The 14,243-nt window shown below is 55.5% G+C and carries 12 protein-coding genes; 4 read left to right on the top strand and 8 right to left on the bottom strand.

Annotation, left to right across the window (positions count from 1 at the left end):
• Positions 1-11 precede the first annotated feature (11 nt).
• From D8U69_RS10060 to D8U69_RS10050, 3 genes are read left to right on the top strand one after another with little or no spacing between them, the layout of a single operon-like run.
• Positions 12-677 (top strand): YjbF family lipoprotein, encoded by a 666-nt coding sequence (locus D8U69_RS10060; RefSeq protein ID WP_056857057.1) that lies wholly within the window; start codon positions 12-14, stop codon positions 675-677.
• A complete protein-coding gene (locus tag D8U69_RS10055; RefSeq protein WP_056857058.1) occupies positions 674-1,435 on the top strand; it encodes a capsule biosynthesis GfcC family protein in 762 nt (253 codons plus the stop codon). The genes D8U69_RS10060 and D8U69_RS10055 overlap by 4 nt, the downstream gene beginning before the upstream one ends.
• Positions 1,432-3,510: a YjbH domain-containing protein gene (locus tag D8U69_RS10050; protein WP_130907233.1), complete on the top strand. Its 2,079-nt coding sequence runs from the start codon at positions 1,432-1,434 to the stop codon at positions 3,508-3,510. The genes D8U69_RS10055 and D8U69_RS10050 overlap by 4 nt, the downstream gene beginning before the upstream one ends.
• 295 nt (positions 3,511-3,805) lie before the next feature.
• Here D8U69_RS10050 and D8U69_RS10045 read toward each other — a convergent pair whose 3' ends face one another.
• From D8U69_RS10045 to D8U69_RS10035, 3 genes are all read right to left on the bottom strand, one after another.
• Positions 3,806-5,200, bottom strand: a complete 1,395-nt coding sequence (locus D8U69_RS10045; protein WP_056857060.1) for an undecaprenyl-phosphate glucose phosphotransferase — start codon at positions 5,198-5,200, stop codon at positions 3,806-3,808.
• Positions 5,201-5,592: 392 nt separating this feature from the next.
• A complete protein-coding gene (locus D8U69_RS10040; RefSeq protein ID WP_130907232.1) occupies positions 5,593-6,252 on the bottom strand; it encodes a helix-turn-helix domain-containing protein in 660 nt (219 codons plus the stop codon).
• Positions 6,253-6,545: 293 nt separating this feature from the next.
• The gene (locus tag D8U69_RS10035; RefSeq protein ID WP_056857062.1) at positions 6,546-7,286 is read right to left on the bottom strand and encodes a winged helix-turn-helix domain-containing protein; all 741 of its coding nucleotides are present in this window, start codon (positions 7,284-7,286) and stop codon (positions 6,546-6,548) included.
• Positions 7,287-7,843: 557 nt separating this feature from the next.
• On the opposite strand from D8U69_RS10035, the gene D8U69_RS10030 reads away from it, so the two are divergent.
• Positions 7,844-8,680: an undecaprenyl-diphosphate phosphatase gene (locus D8U69_RS10030; protein ID WP_130907231.1), complete on the top strand. Its 837-nt coding sequence runs from the start codon at positions 7,844-7,846 to the stop codon at positions 8,678-8,680.
• A gap of 45 nt (positions 8,681-8,725) precedes the next feature.
• On the opposite strand, the gene dusA is transcribed toward D8U69_RS10030, so the two are convergent.
• The 5 genes from dusA to copD form a co-directional block, all read right to left on the bottom strand.
• Complete coding sequence (gene dusA / locus D8U69_RS10025) at positions 8,726-9,721, bottom strand: tRNA dihydrouridine(20/20a) synthase DusA (RefSeq protein WP_130903738.1); 996 nt, start codon at positions 9,719-9,721, stop codon at positions 8,726-8,728.
• Positions 9,722-9,934: 213 nt separating this feature from the next.
• The gene (locus tag D8U69_RS10020) at positions 9,935-11,164 is read right to left on the bottom strand and encodes a multidrug effflux MFS transporter (protein WP_130907230.1); all 1,230 of its coding nucleotides are present in this window, start codon (positions 11,162-11,164) and stop codon (positions 9,935-9,937) included.
• Between the two features lie 650 nt (positions 11,165-11,814).
• The gene (locus D8U69_RS10015) at positions 11,815-12,243 is read right to left on the bottom strand and encodes a DUF2628 domain-containing protein (RefSeq protein WP_130907229.1); all 429 of its coding nucleotides are present in this window, start codon (positions 12,241-12,243) and stop codon (positions 11,815-11,817) included.
• Between the two features lie 206 nt (positions 12,244-12,449).
• Positions 12,450-13,241, bottom strand: a complete 792-nt coding sequence (locus D8U69_RS10010; protein WP_130907228.1) for a transporter substrate-binding domain-containing protein — start codon at positions 13,239-13,241, stop codon at positions 12,450-12,452.
• An 80-nt stretch (positions 13,242-13,321) separates the two neighbouring features.
• A complete protein-coding gene (copD, locus tag D8U69_RS10005) occupies positions 13,322-14,242 on the bottom strand; it encodes a copper homeostasis membrane protein CopD (protein ID WP_130907227.1) in 921 nt (306 codons plus the stop codon).
• Position 14,243: the final 1 nt, after the last annotated feature.

The raw sequence follows: 14,243 nt of genomic DNA, 5'->3' as shown, positions 1-14,243 counted from the left end.
GGTCGCCGACAGTGAACACGTTGAAAGTTGGCGTCTGCCTGAGCGCGGCCCTGTTGTTGTGTGGCTGCAACCCGTTGATGAACGCTTCGTTGAACAACCTCAAATCGGCGGTGATCGGACCGGATGAGGTGGACGTGACCCCGGCCCAGGTGGCCGAGGTCAACTATCCGCAGATCAAACTGACCACGCCGTCCGGCTCCGGGGTATTGGCGCTGGTGCGCGAGCGTGAAGATCTGCAGTTCTGGGTCGCCTCCGGCAAACAAGTGCTGCTGCTGCGCAATGGTCTTGCCGTGCGCAGCATTGGCCTGGGCCAGGAGGGTGATCTGGACGGTACGCGTCTGCCGGATACCTCACCGTTCAAGCAAGGCCTTCATCAAGTCGCCGATGGCTACACCTCCCGGCGCTGGATCGATCTCTACAAGGGCCAGGAAGTGGGAGTGATCGTTAATAGCCGCTTCTCCCGAAAGTCCATGGACACCCTGACCATTCTCAACAAGGAATACAGCGTGCTGCGTGTCGATGAGCAGATTGATGCCCCGGCCATCGGTCTGCGGGCGACCAATCGTTATTGGGTCGATCCCGTCGACGGTTTCATTGTGCAGAGCGAGCAACAGCTGACGGCGCAGTTGCGCGTCAGGATCGTGCAACTGACCCCCAACCGCAGGCATGTCCCGTGAAGCGCTTGAGAACGCTATCGGCGTGTTTACTGTTGATCACCAGCGTGAGCCAGGCCGCTGTCACGGTCACCGGTGACGTCGCCAACCCCGGGCCGGTCGAGCTCTCGGCAGGCGGGCGTTTGCTCGATGTGATCAACGTGGCCGTGCCCAATGCCGAAGGTTATTGGCTGGCGGGTGTGTTGTTGCGTCAGTCGTTGTTGCAAGAGCAGGCGCGGCTCAAGGCGGGCGTGTTGTTTGATCTGGACGTTTTGCAGCGCATGGCTTCGCTCTTCGACAAACCAGGCCGTGCAGCGCTGGCAGTGCGTTTGTCCGAGCAAGTGCGGCAGATGCCGGTCACCGGGCGACAGATCGCCAATCTGGATCCGGTCGCAGTGGAAGTCGGCTTCGCGCGCAACATTCGTCTCGACGATGGCGATCGCCTGATTTACCCGAAACGTGTCGATGAAGTCGAAGTGCTCGGTGCTGTCGCTGAAACCTGCCACTTGCCATATCAGCCGTTACTGGAGGCTCGCGAGTATCTGCAAGGTTGCACGCCGCTGGACGATGCCGAGGCCGATTACCTGTGGCTGATTCAGCCCGACGGCGTGGTCCGGCGGGTGGGTATTGCGCACTGGAATCGCGAGAGCGGGCACTTTCCCGTTGCCGGCAGCAAGATTCTGGTGCCGGTCAAAAACGATGACCTTGATCCGCCTGTCCCTGAACTGAATCAGCAGTTGGCCGAATTCATTGCCACGCAGCTGGCTGAGGTGGTTCGTTGAATTTACGTTTTGCAGCCGTATTGTTATTGCCGTGTGGTCTGGCTTATGCAGAACCACGTATTACTCAGAATGATTTTGGTGGCGCTGGTTTGTTGCAAACGCCGACCGCGCGGATGTTGCCGGCCGGTGAGTTGAGCGTGAATGCCAACCGTACCGATCCCTATAGCCGATACAGCGTGTCGCTTCAGCCGTTCGAATGGCTGGAAGGTTCGTTCCGCTATACCGCCATCACCAACCGCCCTTACGGCCCCGACTCGCTGAGTGGCAGCCAGAGCTATAAGGACAAGGCGGTCGATATCAAGGCCCGACTGTGGGAAGAGAGCCATTGGGCGCCGGAAGTGGCGCTGGGCTTTCGAGACATCGGTGGTACCGGTCTGTTCTCCAGTGAGTTTGTGGTTGCCAACAAACGCTATGACGATTTCGATTTCAGCGCCGGCATTGCCTGGGGTTACCTGGGCAATCGAGGCGACTTCGATAACCCGCTGGGCGAGCTCGCTGACCGCTTCAATACCCGGCCCGACAGCGAAGGTACCGGCGACGTCAACGCCGGGTCGTATTTTCGCGGCAAGCCTTCTTTGTTCGGCGGTGTGAGTTATCAGACGCCATGGGATCGGCTCAGTCTGAAACTGGAATACGAAGGCAACGATTACAAGCACGAACCCAAGGACAACGAAATCAAGCAGGATTCGCCGATCAACCTCGGTGCGGTGTTCAAACTGACCGACTCGATCGACGTCAGTGCTGCGTGGGAGCGCGGCAACACCGCGATGTTTGGCGTCACCTTCCACACCAATTTCGTCAGCCGCAAGGCGCCGGCGAAGACCTTCGATCCGCCGGCTGAACCGCTACCGGCGAAGGCGCCGAGTACGCAAATGCAGCAGGTCGATTGGGCCGATGTGTCAAGGCGCCTGCAGCAAAACGCCGGCTACAAGGTTGAGCGCATCAGCCAGCGCGGGTCGGAATTGTTCGTCTATGGCGAACAGCAGCGTTATTTCCATTCCGCCAAAGCGGTTGGCCGGGCGAGCCGGATTCTGGACAACAGCGTCAACGACGACATCGACTGGTTCACCGTGGTGAACAAGCGCTACGACCTGCCGCTGGAAGAGACCAGCGTGCCTCGGCAAACCTTCCGTGAGGTGATCAACAACGAGGAGCCATTGCAATCGCTGCATCGCACCACCGAGATCAACCCGGCGATGCCGCACAACGAAAAAACCATCTACACCGAAGCCCTTCAACCATTCAGCTATGGCGTCGGGCTGGGCTTCAAGCAGAACGTCGGCGGTCCTGATGGCTTGCTCTATCAATTCAGTGCCGACGCGGACGCCGAATACCGCTTCAACCGCAACACTTGGTGGAGCGGTTTGCTCAGTGCCAATCTGGCGAACAACTTTGACAAGTTCACCTATGACGCTCCCAGCGACTTGCCCCGTGTGCGCACGGACTTGCGCCAGTACCTGACGACTTCCGAAGTGACCATGCCGTTGTTCCAGGTCAGTCACGCCGAACAGTTGGACAAAGATTTGTACGGCATGGTCTACGGCGGCTATCTGGAATCAATGTTCGCCGGGGTAGGTGGCGAGGTGCTGTTTCGCCCGACCGGCGAGCGCTGGTCGCTGGGCGCGGACTTGAACTATGTGCGTCAGCGCGAATTCGACCAGGGCTTTGGGCTGCGAGATTATTCGATCGTCACCGGGCACATCACCGGCTACACCGACTTGCCGTTCGATACGCTCGCGGCAGTCAGTGTCGGGCGTTATCTGGCCGGTGACTGGGGCGGCACGCTGGATATCTCGAAGGAGTTTTCCAATGGTGTGCGATTTGGCGCCTGGGCAACGATTACGACTGCTACTGGCGCCGAATATGGCGAAGGTAGCTTTGACAAAGGCATCTATCTGTCGATCCCGTTCGACGAACTGATGAGCATGTCGACCATGCGTCGCGCCAACCTCGTCTGGTCGCCACTGACCCGGGACGGCGGTGCACGACTCAATCGCAGCTTTCAGTTGCACTCCATGACCGACAGCCGTGACGACGACATGTTCTATCGCAACTTCGAGAAGATCACTGAGTAACACCTGGCTCGTACCTCGAAGCTGCAGGGGCGAGCCTGCTGGCGATGGCGTCAGCAACATCCAGCTTCAATGCTGACTGACCCGACGCCATCGCCAGCAGGCTGGCTGCTAAACTGCTCATTGCCGTACCCGATACCCAAATCACACCCGATACCCTGTGGCAGCAAGCTTGCTGGCGATGACGTCAGCCCAGTCGACACAACCTTGCCTGCCACGCCATCGCTTCCACGAATTGCGCCCACAAAAAAGGGGACTTGCGTCCCCTTGCGGTGTTGCGCTGTGCAACGCTAATCCATCAGTAGATGTCCTTCGACAGCAACGTGAACGGCGTCTTCACCAGGATCTTCAGGTCCAGCCACAACGACCAGTTGTTGATGTACTTGAGGTCGATCTCGACGCGCTTCTGCATCTTGTCGAGGGTATCGGTCTCGCCTCGGCAACCGTTGATCTGCGCCAGGCCGGTGATGCCCGGTTTGATTCGATGGCGCGCCATGTAAGCGAGGATTTTCCCGGAGTAGTAGTTGTTGTGCGCGACGGCGTGCGGCCGTGGACCCACCAACGCCATATGCCCTTGCAGCACATTGAACAGTTGCGGCAGTTCATCCAGCGAAGTGCGGCGGATGAAGCGGCCAACGGCGGTGATACGCGAGTCGTTGCGGCTGGCCTGCTTGACCTCTTTGTCATCGTGGACGCGCATCGAGCGGAACTTCCAGACCTGAATCACCTTGCCGTTCCAGCCATGTCGGTCTTGCTTGAAGAACACCGGGCCGGGCGAGTTGAGTTTCACGGCCAGTGCGATGACCAGCAAAACCGGGCTCAACAGGATGATGGCCAGCAGCGCCACGCTTTTTTCCACCAGGCTTTTGCTCAGTGCAGCGGTCGGCCGGCTGGTCAGCGGGCTTTCGTTCAGGTAAATCGCCGGCAGACCGTCCACGACCTTCACCGAGTGATTGAGCAGCGTCAGACTGTTCAAGTCCGGGACCCAGACCACGTCAACGTTGGCACCGAGCAAATCGAGGTACATGGCTTCGATTTTGGCAGCTTCGGACAAGGGCAGGGTGATGTACAGGCGACGAATGTCATGGGCTTTGATCAGGTCCAGCAGATCTTCTTGAGCACCGACGACGCGCGGCGCGCCCGGCTCCAGCGATGGCACGCTGCCGTTGCTGACCAAGCCCACCAGTGGCAGGTTTTCCAGAAGACTCAGCTTGTTTGCCAGCCCCAGTGCCAGTTCGCCAGTGCCGACGATCAGGGTCTTGTGCTCGCTTTTGCGCGAACGCTGGTAGTACTTCGAAAACGCATGCAGGGGCGCATACAGCAATGCCTGGCCGAGGAAACCGTACACTGCCCAGCCAAGAATCACTTCCCGTGAAAACAGCGCATCGGCTTTGCAGATGAATGCAATGCAGGCCAGCGCAGCCATGGTCATGGACCAGCCCATGAACAGGCGTCCCAGCCCTGTCAGGTAGTTGTCTCTTTTTCGATATACACCGCTGAACGTGTAAGCCGGAACCGAGGCAAGTACCGCCAGCGTTGCGCACATTCGGTAGTAGAACTCGACCGAGCCAGTATGTCGCTCAGCAAGTATGAACAGCAGTGAAACAACAAAGCCCTGTGCCAATGCCCATTGGCCCCAAAAGGTTAGTCCCTTGAGGCCGGTGTTTCGATTGATACGAAGAGAAAGATCCATACGAATATCCCCAAAAGACGTCCATTCAGGTTTCGACAGTTGAAATCCGAGTTGTTAATAGACTTTTTATTGTTGTTGTAGCGAGTGTCCTGAGGTAACAACGCCGATATGCGGAACTGTCGTCAGTCAATAGACTAAGTTATTGACGGGGATGCTGTCTGACGAGTTCTAACAAGGTGGCAGGGTGCCAACTTTCATTAAGGGCAAATAGCCGAACGTTAGAAATGGTCGATCAGCAGGGGGTGAATATTTGATGTTGTATTGGGTATTGTAGGAGGGGTGGAGGCAGGCGGGTTTGAATAGAGTTTTCAAGCGGGGAAAACAAACTAAGTGCTATTTTTATTGTTGTTGTCGCACTGTTGATGTTTGTGTTGTTTGTCCGGATCAGGCGTTCAGTACACCACTTCCTGGATCAGGCAGTAGCCGCGGTTTCTCACCGCACGAAACAACCGCTCACCATTGCTGGCACTTTTGAATTTATCTTGCAGTCGACTGAGGCACATCTCCAGGCCGCGGTATTGCTCCGGTTCCCTGCCGATACTGAGGATCAGCTCATCTCGACTGACAACGCGTTCTTCATGGTTGAGCATTTTCCTGACGAGTGCAGTTTCCAGTCCGGTCAGGTTTATCTCGATACCCGCTTTCACCAGCGCGCCCTGATCATCGTCGAGTTGCCAGACTTCGCTGCAAGGTGCGTGACCTTCTATCGCTTGTGCGGTGTTACTGGCTTCCGCAATCATTGCCGGCTTGCCGTGAAAAGGATTTTCCGATTGCGCTGCCAGCCATTCAGATTCAAGGGTGGCCAATATTCTCTGCGTATCGTGTTCGATACTTTGCGCAACTTTTTTCCTTGTCACGCTTGGGTAAGTGAACTCCATCAGCACCGGGGCAGTAGAGGACGAGGCAACACCTTCAACAAACATTTGTGCCTGGGAGGTTCCGAATGAGTTGAAACGCTCACTGGACAGAATGCTCTCCAATTCGCGTTGCGACGTAGTGCTGTGGGTTACGACGACGAAATATTTTCTTGGGAGGGGTGTACTAATTTCCATGTCTCTCTCCTGAAGTACGCACCAAATTTGGCAAAAAATGATCGGCAGGGGAGTAGAGACTCCCACGGAAGTAATCGAAAAGGCAGGGTTTGGGCGCAAAAATGGCCCTCGATAGGTTCCACGCGATCTGCTATAGAATGACTTCTTATTGTTATGGTTCAGTGTTGCCACGGTCATGGAGTCGATAAATTGGCATGAAGTATAAAATACAAATCAAACAATGAAACCGATATCTTTGTATAGTTGAAAAAACATTCCCTTAGATGATGTCAAAAAGCCTTTGAATTGCTGGCTCAGACAGTCGATATCAACCCTCTCATCAGGCGGTAGCCGTACCCCCGAATGCTCTGGATGGCGTTTGTACCGTACACGTCTTTGATTTTTCCGCGCAAGCGACTGATTGATTTTTCCAGTGCTCTGGGGTCGTAGAAATTGGTATTCAGACCCATGATGCCGGCGATTTCATCGTGACTTAGTATGTGGTTGCTGGTTTGCGCAAATGCTTCCAGAATCTTCATTTCTGCAAATGAAATATCCAGTTTTTTGTCGGAGCCCAATAAGCAGATGCGGGTGGGGTCCAATATCAGATTGATATCCCTTTGCCATTCCTCACTGCTGAAAAAATCGGCAAGTAACTCGGCGCCTTCTTCAGACAGGGTATTGAACTTGAGACAAAAGTCGGCCCCGGCAAGATAATATTTCATCTTGTTGAAGGTGCCGCGGCCTGTGATGACCGCACATATGATCGGTTTCAAGTGGGTAGTGCGCAGGCTTTCCACCAGCGCAAGGCTTTCCTCGAGAGCCTGGGGGCTATCGATGATGATGAAGATGGCTCGATACGAACCTAAGTACTCGTTTTTCTTATACGAAAGTGTGTACGAACTGGCATCCAGTGCCATATCGGCCTGCACATGCCTTGCGATTAGCGCTCTAAAATGTTCAGCCACGCCACGCGTTCGACCCAGCGTGAGAACACCGGGTTCGTCGTTTGTCTGGCGCAGGCTTCTAGTCGCTAAGTTCCCTGTAAGCATCATGCATTGACTCGAATAGGTGCTGACATCGGGATGTTAAAGCACCGGTTCTCATCTGTGACTGACAATTGGTAACATTCAAGCGAATTTTAGACGTGGCTCTCGAGTTTTCTAACAATAATTAAGCTTTTCAAGCTTTTAGTTGATTTTCTCGGCGGGGTGAACTAGTGAAAATCCCTCGTTAGATGGTGGCAATATGGAATTGTGCCATTACTTTGAGTCTTTGGCGATGGTTTTTTAATGTCTTTTTGCCACTGTTTGTACGCTGAGTTCGTGATTTACAGAATTTAGTCCTTTTGTGCAGAAATATAAATAGTGTGCGGTGGGTCACGTTTTATTGAGAGCGAGCGCGCTACGAGCTCAATGTCGAAATCCATTTTCGATTAATTATTCAGTCGGACGATTATTAACAAGCCTTGAGTGTGTTGTTTGATAAGACCTATTCTCCGTCGCTGGGTCGGGTAAAGGCTGTCAATTTGCCAGTTACGCTTGGTCCAGTTGCTCAATACCTGAAAAGTAGTTAACGGGGCGCGCTTCGAGGGCGGTCTGACGGAGGATTAATGGAGTTCTTGACCCTTTTAAAGGTGTTGGTTTTAGGTGCGGTAGAAGGCCTTACGGAGTTTTTGCCCATATCCAGTACGGGGCATCAGATTATTGTTGCAGATTTATTGGAGTTTGGCGGTGAGCGCGCCATGGCCTTCAATATCATTATTCAGCTGGGTGCCATTCTTGCCGTTGTCTGGGAGTTTCGTCCCAGGATTTTCGATATCGTCAAAGGCTTTCCGACCCAGCGCAATGCACAACGCTTTACCCTCAACCTGCTGATCGGTTTCCTTCCGGCAGTTGTTCTGGGTGTGTTGTTCGCCGACGAGATCCATGAATACCTGTTCAATCCGATAACCGTGGCTGTCGCATTGGTCGTGGGTGGCATTGTCATGTTGTGGGCTGAACAACGGGATCATGTAGTGCAGATCGAGCACGTGGACGATATGCGCTGGTCAGATGCGCTGAAGGTGGGTTTCGCACAATGCCTGGCGATGGTACCGGGGACTTCCCGCTCCGGATCGACCATCATCGGCGGCTTGCTGTTTGGCCTGTCACGCAAGGCCGCTACCGAATACTCGTTCTTCCTGGCGATGCCAACCATGGTCGGCGCCGCGGTGTACTCGGGCTACAAGTACCGCGACCTGTTCCAGAACAGCGATCTGCCGGTTTTCGCCCTGGGCTTTGTAACCGCATTCTTTTTCGCGATGATCGCTGTGCGCGGCCTGCTCAAGTTCATTGCGAACCACAGTTATGCCGCATTTGCGTGGTACCGGATCGCCTTTGGATTGCTGATTCTGGCAACCTGGATATTCGGCTGGGTTAACTGGACAGCGGCTGCAGCGGCGGGCTGACAGCAATACCAGGCGGTTCATACCGCCTGGTTTTTATCACCGGGGTTATCGCCCTTCAAGCAATCCAGCGGCTTGATCCAGCAGTGCCAAGGGCTCCTTGGTCTTGTGAATGTCCACCGACAACAACTGCCGAAACTTGCGTGCTCCCGGAAAACCGGTGCCCAGACCCAGCACATGTCGGGTGATGTGGTGCATCGAGCCGCCCGCATCGATGTGCGCAGCAATGTAAGGGCGCAACTGCGCCAAGGCTTCGGCACGCGTGATCACCGGCGCTGTGCTGCCGAACAATTGCTGATCCACCTCAGCCATCAGATACGGGTTGTGATACGCCTCGCGGCCCAGCATCACACCGTCGAATGTCTGCAAATGTTCATGGCAGGCATCCAGCGTCTTGATCCCACCATTGAGAATAATCTCCAACTGCGGAAAATCCGCTTTCAGCCGCGCCGCTACGTCGTAACGCAACGGCGGAATGTCACGGTTCTCCTTCGGCGACAAACCTTCGAGAATCGCAATCCGCGCATGCACGGTAAAACTGGTACAACCGGCATCTCGCACCGTACCGACGAAGTCACACAGTTGTTCGTAACTGTCGCGACCGTTGATGCCGATACGATGCTTGACCGTTACCGGAATCGACACCGCATCACGCATCGCCTTCACGCAATCGGCCACCAATTGCGGATGCCCCATCAGGCACGCGCCGATCATATTGTTCTGCACCCGATCACTCGGGCAGCCGACATTCAGATTCACCTCATCGTAACCATGCTCCTGGGCCATCCGCGCACAGGCCGCCAAATCCAGCGGAACACTGCCACCCAACTGCAACGCGAGCGGGTGCTCAGCTTCGTCATGCCGCAGAAAACGCTCGTGATCACCATTGAGCAAAGCACCGGTGGTGACCATTTCGGTGTAGAGCAGGGCATTTTTCGACAACAAGCGCAGGAAAAAACGGCAATGGCGGTCAGTCCAATCCATCATCGGTGCCACGCTGAAGCGGCGAGAAAGCGGGGCGGGTGCAGCAGTGTTTACGGACATGGAGATCTGGAGTCGGTGAGGCTGGGAGATCGGGGAGTTTATCAGGATTGGGCTAATAGGGCTTGGACGTGTCTAGCGCCGGTTGAATCCACACCATATTGCTGATCTTCTGTTCACCCCGTCGCTGCAAAATCAGCGACAAGGGTGTGGACGCCCCACAAATCCAGGCGCACATGGCGTCTTGAATTTAAGCAGGCGTTTTTCATGTGAGGCCTATTTTGTTTTGGCGTTGGAAAATAGATCTGTCCCCTTTTTTGCAGTCCCCTTTTTTGCACGCATGATCCGGAAAACAAGGAAGCCGGCCACGGCGAATGCGCTATTCAGAGCAACCATCGGGAAGGCTGTATTGTCCTGCAGATGGCTCAGCAGCAAGCCAGAAACAGTCGCGCCGGCCATCTGGGAAAAACCGATAAAGCCCGCTGCCAGCCCGGCGCGAGTCGGATTGGGAATCACTGCGCCAGCAACCGAACCCGGCAAGACCATGCCCGAACCCAGCGTCAACAGCATCTGCGGCAGCATCAGGCCGGCCACCGACGGGCCGATGAGTTCGTGCAGTATCAGCCCTGAACCGGCGCCAACCGCGACCAGGCTTGTACCGATGGCAACGATTTTTTCCGGACCGTACTTAATGATGGTGCGGTTGGTGAAGATCGCGCCGGCAATCAACCCCGAAACGATGCCGCCGAAAACCAGGCCATACTGGGTTGGACTCAAGCCGAGTTGCCCGACTAATACGCGCGAAGAGCCGGCAATAAAGCTGAACATTGCGCCGTAGGTGCAGGCGATGGCGATGGCGAAGCTTCGCAGGGATGAGTCTTTGAGCAGCAAGGCGTAGTTACCCAGCAGCGTCTTCAGCCTTCCCGCCTGCGCGTCGGGCTGCAGATTGGTCTCCTTGAAAAATAGTGACCCCGCGAGAGCCGCACCGCCAAACAATACGGTTGCGAACGAGACCGCGCGCCAGCCACCGGCATGGGTGGCAATCAGCCCGCCTAGAACCGGTGAGAGCATAATCGCGCTGAGCATCCCAATCACCGTGATGGCCATGACCGGGCCGGCTTTTTCCTTCCAGACATCGCGCACGACGCTACGTGCTACCACCAGCGCAACACAGGCTCCCAAACCCTGCAGCGCACGGCCCGCAATGAACTCGGGCATGCTTTGGGCAAACGCCATCCACAGAGAGGCGAGCACGTAAGTGGTAACACCGACGAGCAGCATTGGTCGACGACCGATGCGGTCTGACAGCGGGCCGAAGAAAAGTTGGCCGAGACCAAAGGCAGCAACAAATACCGATAATGCCGTCAAGGAGGAACCTGGCACGGCGCCGAGCCCTGCTTCAAGGTCGCGCAGGCTGGGAATCAGCATCTGGGTGGAAATCTCACCCAGTGCGCAGAGCCCGATCAAGAGTGCAAGCAATACGCTGGAACGGCTGGGAAGGTTCATGATTTTTATCCAAGGCTGTAATGGAAGGATGCGCACCCAACTCCGTTGGGGTTCAAGGACTGACATTCGAGGCGCAACAACACCAAGGTGACAGCGGGGCAAGGCCTGGGATCGATGTCTGAATTCATGGTCGGAATCTCTCGGGGTGCTGCTGCGCAGCCGTGTCGCAGCGGCAAATTAAGCAATCATGAGGCTCTCCCTGTCTGTGCGGGATTATGGGCATAATAAATTCCAGCTGTAAATATGACGCGTGTAATATTTTCATTCGCTGCCAGAGCGAGGGCGTTTTCTCTAGCCCTGAACCGTACCGGGGTGAGCGATGAACGGGGCGTTTGAGGAAGGGAGAAAAGGGGACAGCTTTATTATCACGCGGACTGAACTGGAAGCATTTTAATCCTCGCTTCGTCGGCAGCTGCTATTGGAGGCACAGGCGCAGGCAGATCAATCAGTGTGTATAGATAACTCACAACCAGCGCGGGAATCCCACGACTCGCCATTTCGAGAAGCAAGCGCTTTATTGGCGATGCGGAATACAGAGAGAAGGGCCCGCTCTGCTGCTTCTGCCTCACCTGGAGAGTGAGAGAGCACCTGACGATTGATCGATGCAGAACGGTGGAATGATTTCCGCCGTTCTGCACGCGGGATAAGGCTTAGACGATTCTCAAGCCTTCAAAAGGATTCCAGCCTTGTGAGCCTTTGACCTGTTTCAGGTAGTAGGCGTAGTTGGCGCTCAGCCCGTACATCAGTGCAAAGACGACATTCAGGCCGGTGTTAACGGCTTTGGGTCCTTCGTCGTAACCCAGCAGAGTGAATATCAGTGTCAGGACGAAGGAGATGGCGATGATAATCGCGATGATTGCCAGGTTCTTTTTCCACAGTCCAAGCACGAAAAGATAGATAGGCCCGAAGAAAAAAGCGATGAAGTTCAGGTTGATCAGAATACGCTTGCGCGCCGGCAATTGTTTGAAAGCCGATTTGAACTCAGGGCTTTTGGGGGCTCCGTGCTGATCGAAGAAAGCGAATCTTTCTTGCCATTTCGGACTGGCGTTGTAGGTTTGCAATTCATCCGTGCTGCTCATTGTCTGTCCTTTTTTGAGGGTTTTGCTCGGTCGAGGCATCGACCGAATGATCATTCGGTGCGCTTGTCAACGCGTCTTGCAGGCGACCGGACTGCTACCGGTGCGGGCCAAGTTTCAAGCATGTAACTGGATTTAACAAGCCGTGACAAAGTGCACTAGCGCGCAGTTTGTCACGGCTTGGAGAATTTACAGGGACAGGCACATGGTCATTTGCCTTCAGGTACTGCCAACCACTGTCCCAGCACTTTCTGGTAACTACCCGTTACCTTGGCCAGATGCAGCCACTGGTCCACATAGGATTTCCAGGTGATGTCATCCCGGGGCAACAGGTAGGCTTTCTCGCCATATTGCATGTACTGCGTCGGGTTCACCGCGCAGAGTCCCGGTTTGAGTTTTTGTTGATAGAGCGCTTCGGACGTGTCGGTGATCATCACGTCGGCCTTGTTGTCCAGCAGCTCCTGAAAGATGGTGACGTTATCGTGCAACTTCAGTTGCGCCTTGGGCAGGAAGGCGTGCACGAAGGCTTCGTTGGTGCCGCCGGCCGGTTCGACCAGGCGTACCGATGGCTGGTTGATCTGGTCGATGGTCTGGTACTTCGCCTGGTTTTCACAGCGCACCAGCGGGATCTTGCCGTCGACGTCGAGGGTGGTGCTGAAGAAGGCTTTTTTCTGCCGTTCGAGGGTGACGGAGATGCCGCCCATGCCGATGTCGCATTTGCCGGCGAGCATGTCGGGCATCAGGGTTTTCCAGGTGGTTTGCACCCACTCGACCTTGACGCCGAGGCTGTCAGCGAGAGAGCGGGCCATGGCGATGTCGATGCCGGAGTATTCGCCGTCCTCGGCTTTGAAGGTATAGGGCTTGTAATCGCCGGTGGTGCAAACCCGCAGTTGGCCTTGTTGGATGACGCTGTCCAGATGTGAAGGGACTTGCTGTGCCTGAACACCAAACGACAGGGCGAACAGCCCACCGAGCATCCATGTGCTTTTGTTGTTTTTCATTGTTATCGGGCTTTCTGATTGAGTGACTTGGAGGAGGGAGTGTAGTGAAAACTGTGCGCGACTCAAAAAACGGGCGAACGTTACAGCTCACCCACTTGCGGGCTCAACGTGCCGAGCCACGCCACCAACCCCACAATCAACACCGCTGCGAAGAGCTCCACTCTCACACTGCAGCGAAGCGCATTCGCCGCTACGCGATACTGCCCCTCTCGCAATGATTGTTGCAGTAACGGTCCCAGGTGAAAGCGGTTAATCGCGGCCAGGACGAGCATACCGGCGAACAATGCGACTTTGATCAGCAGCAAAACCCTGTAGGTGCTTAGGAGTACTTCGTCGATGCTGGGTCCGGCGATGTAGAGGTAGTTCACAACGCCGGTGACGGTGATGACAATCACAATCAGCGCCCCCACGGGCTCAAACCGGGTGATGGCACGAGCCAGCAGGCGGATGTGGTTTTCCGATTGCAGGCTGTTGCTGCGTGACATCCAGAAAAACGCGACCAACGCGCCCAGCCAGGCACCCGCGGCCAGCAAGTGCAGAATGTCTGCGGTGAAATGCCAGATGCCTTCATCCATGGCACCATGTCCGCTCCAGGCCACAGAGGCGAGGGCGATCGCACCAGCAATAGCCGCCATCCACAAGCCAGGGGCAGGTGCGCGGGTGTTGAACAACATCGCTAAAGTGGCGATGAACAACGCCGTGATCCGAATCATCCAGGCCATCCCGGCGTCCATTTCAAGCACCATCATTTCAATGTGCGGGCGCAGTTCGCCAAGGTTGGATTCCCCGCTCATGGTGCTGACCATCAGCAGCATGCCAATGACGGATAGCGCCCCCCCGATAATGGCCGCCCCCGCCAATAGCGATCGAAATGGCAGCACGGCCCCCGAAATCCGTTCCGGCCCCCTGAGGCTGTACAACCCGAACAGCGCGACGCCAAACAGCAGCATCAAATCCACGTACAACAAAAAGCGCAGAACGATGTTGGCCGAGTCGCTCATC

The sequence above is a fragment of the Pseudomonas sp. Sample_16 genome, assembly GCF_004307665.1.
GTDB lineage: Bacteria > Pseudomonadota > Gammaproteobacteria > Pseudomonadales > Pseudomonadaceae > Aquipseudomonas.
This window is presented reverse-complemented; position numbering and strand designations above follow the sequence as displayed.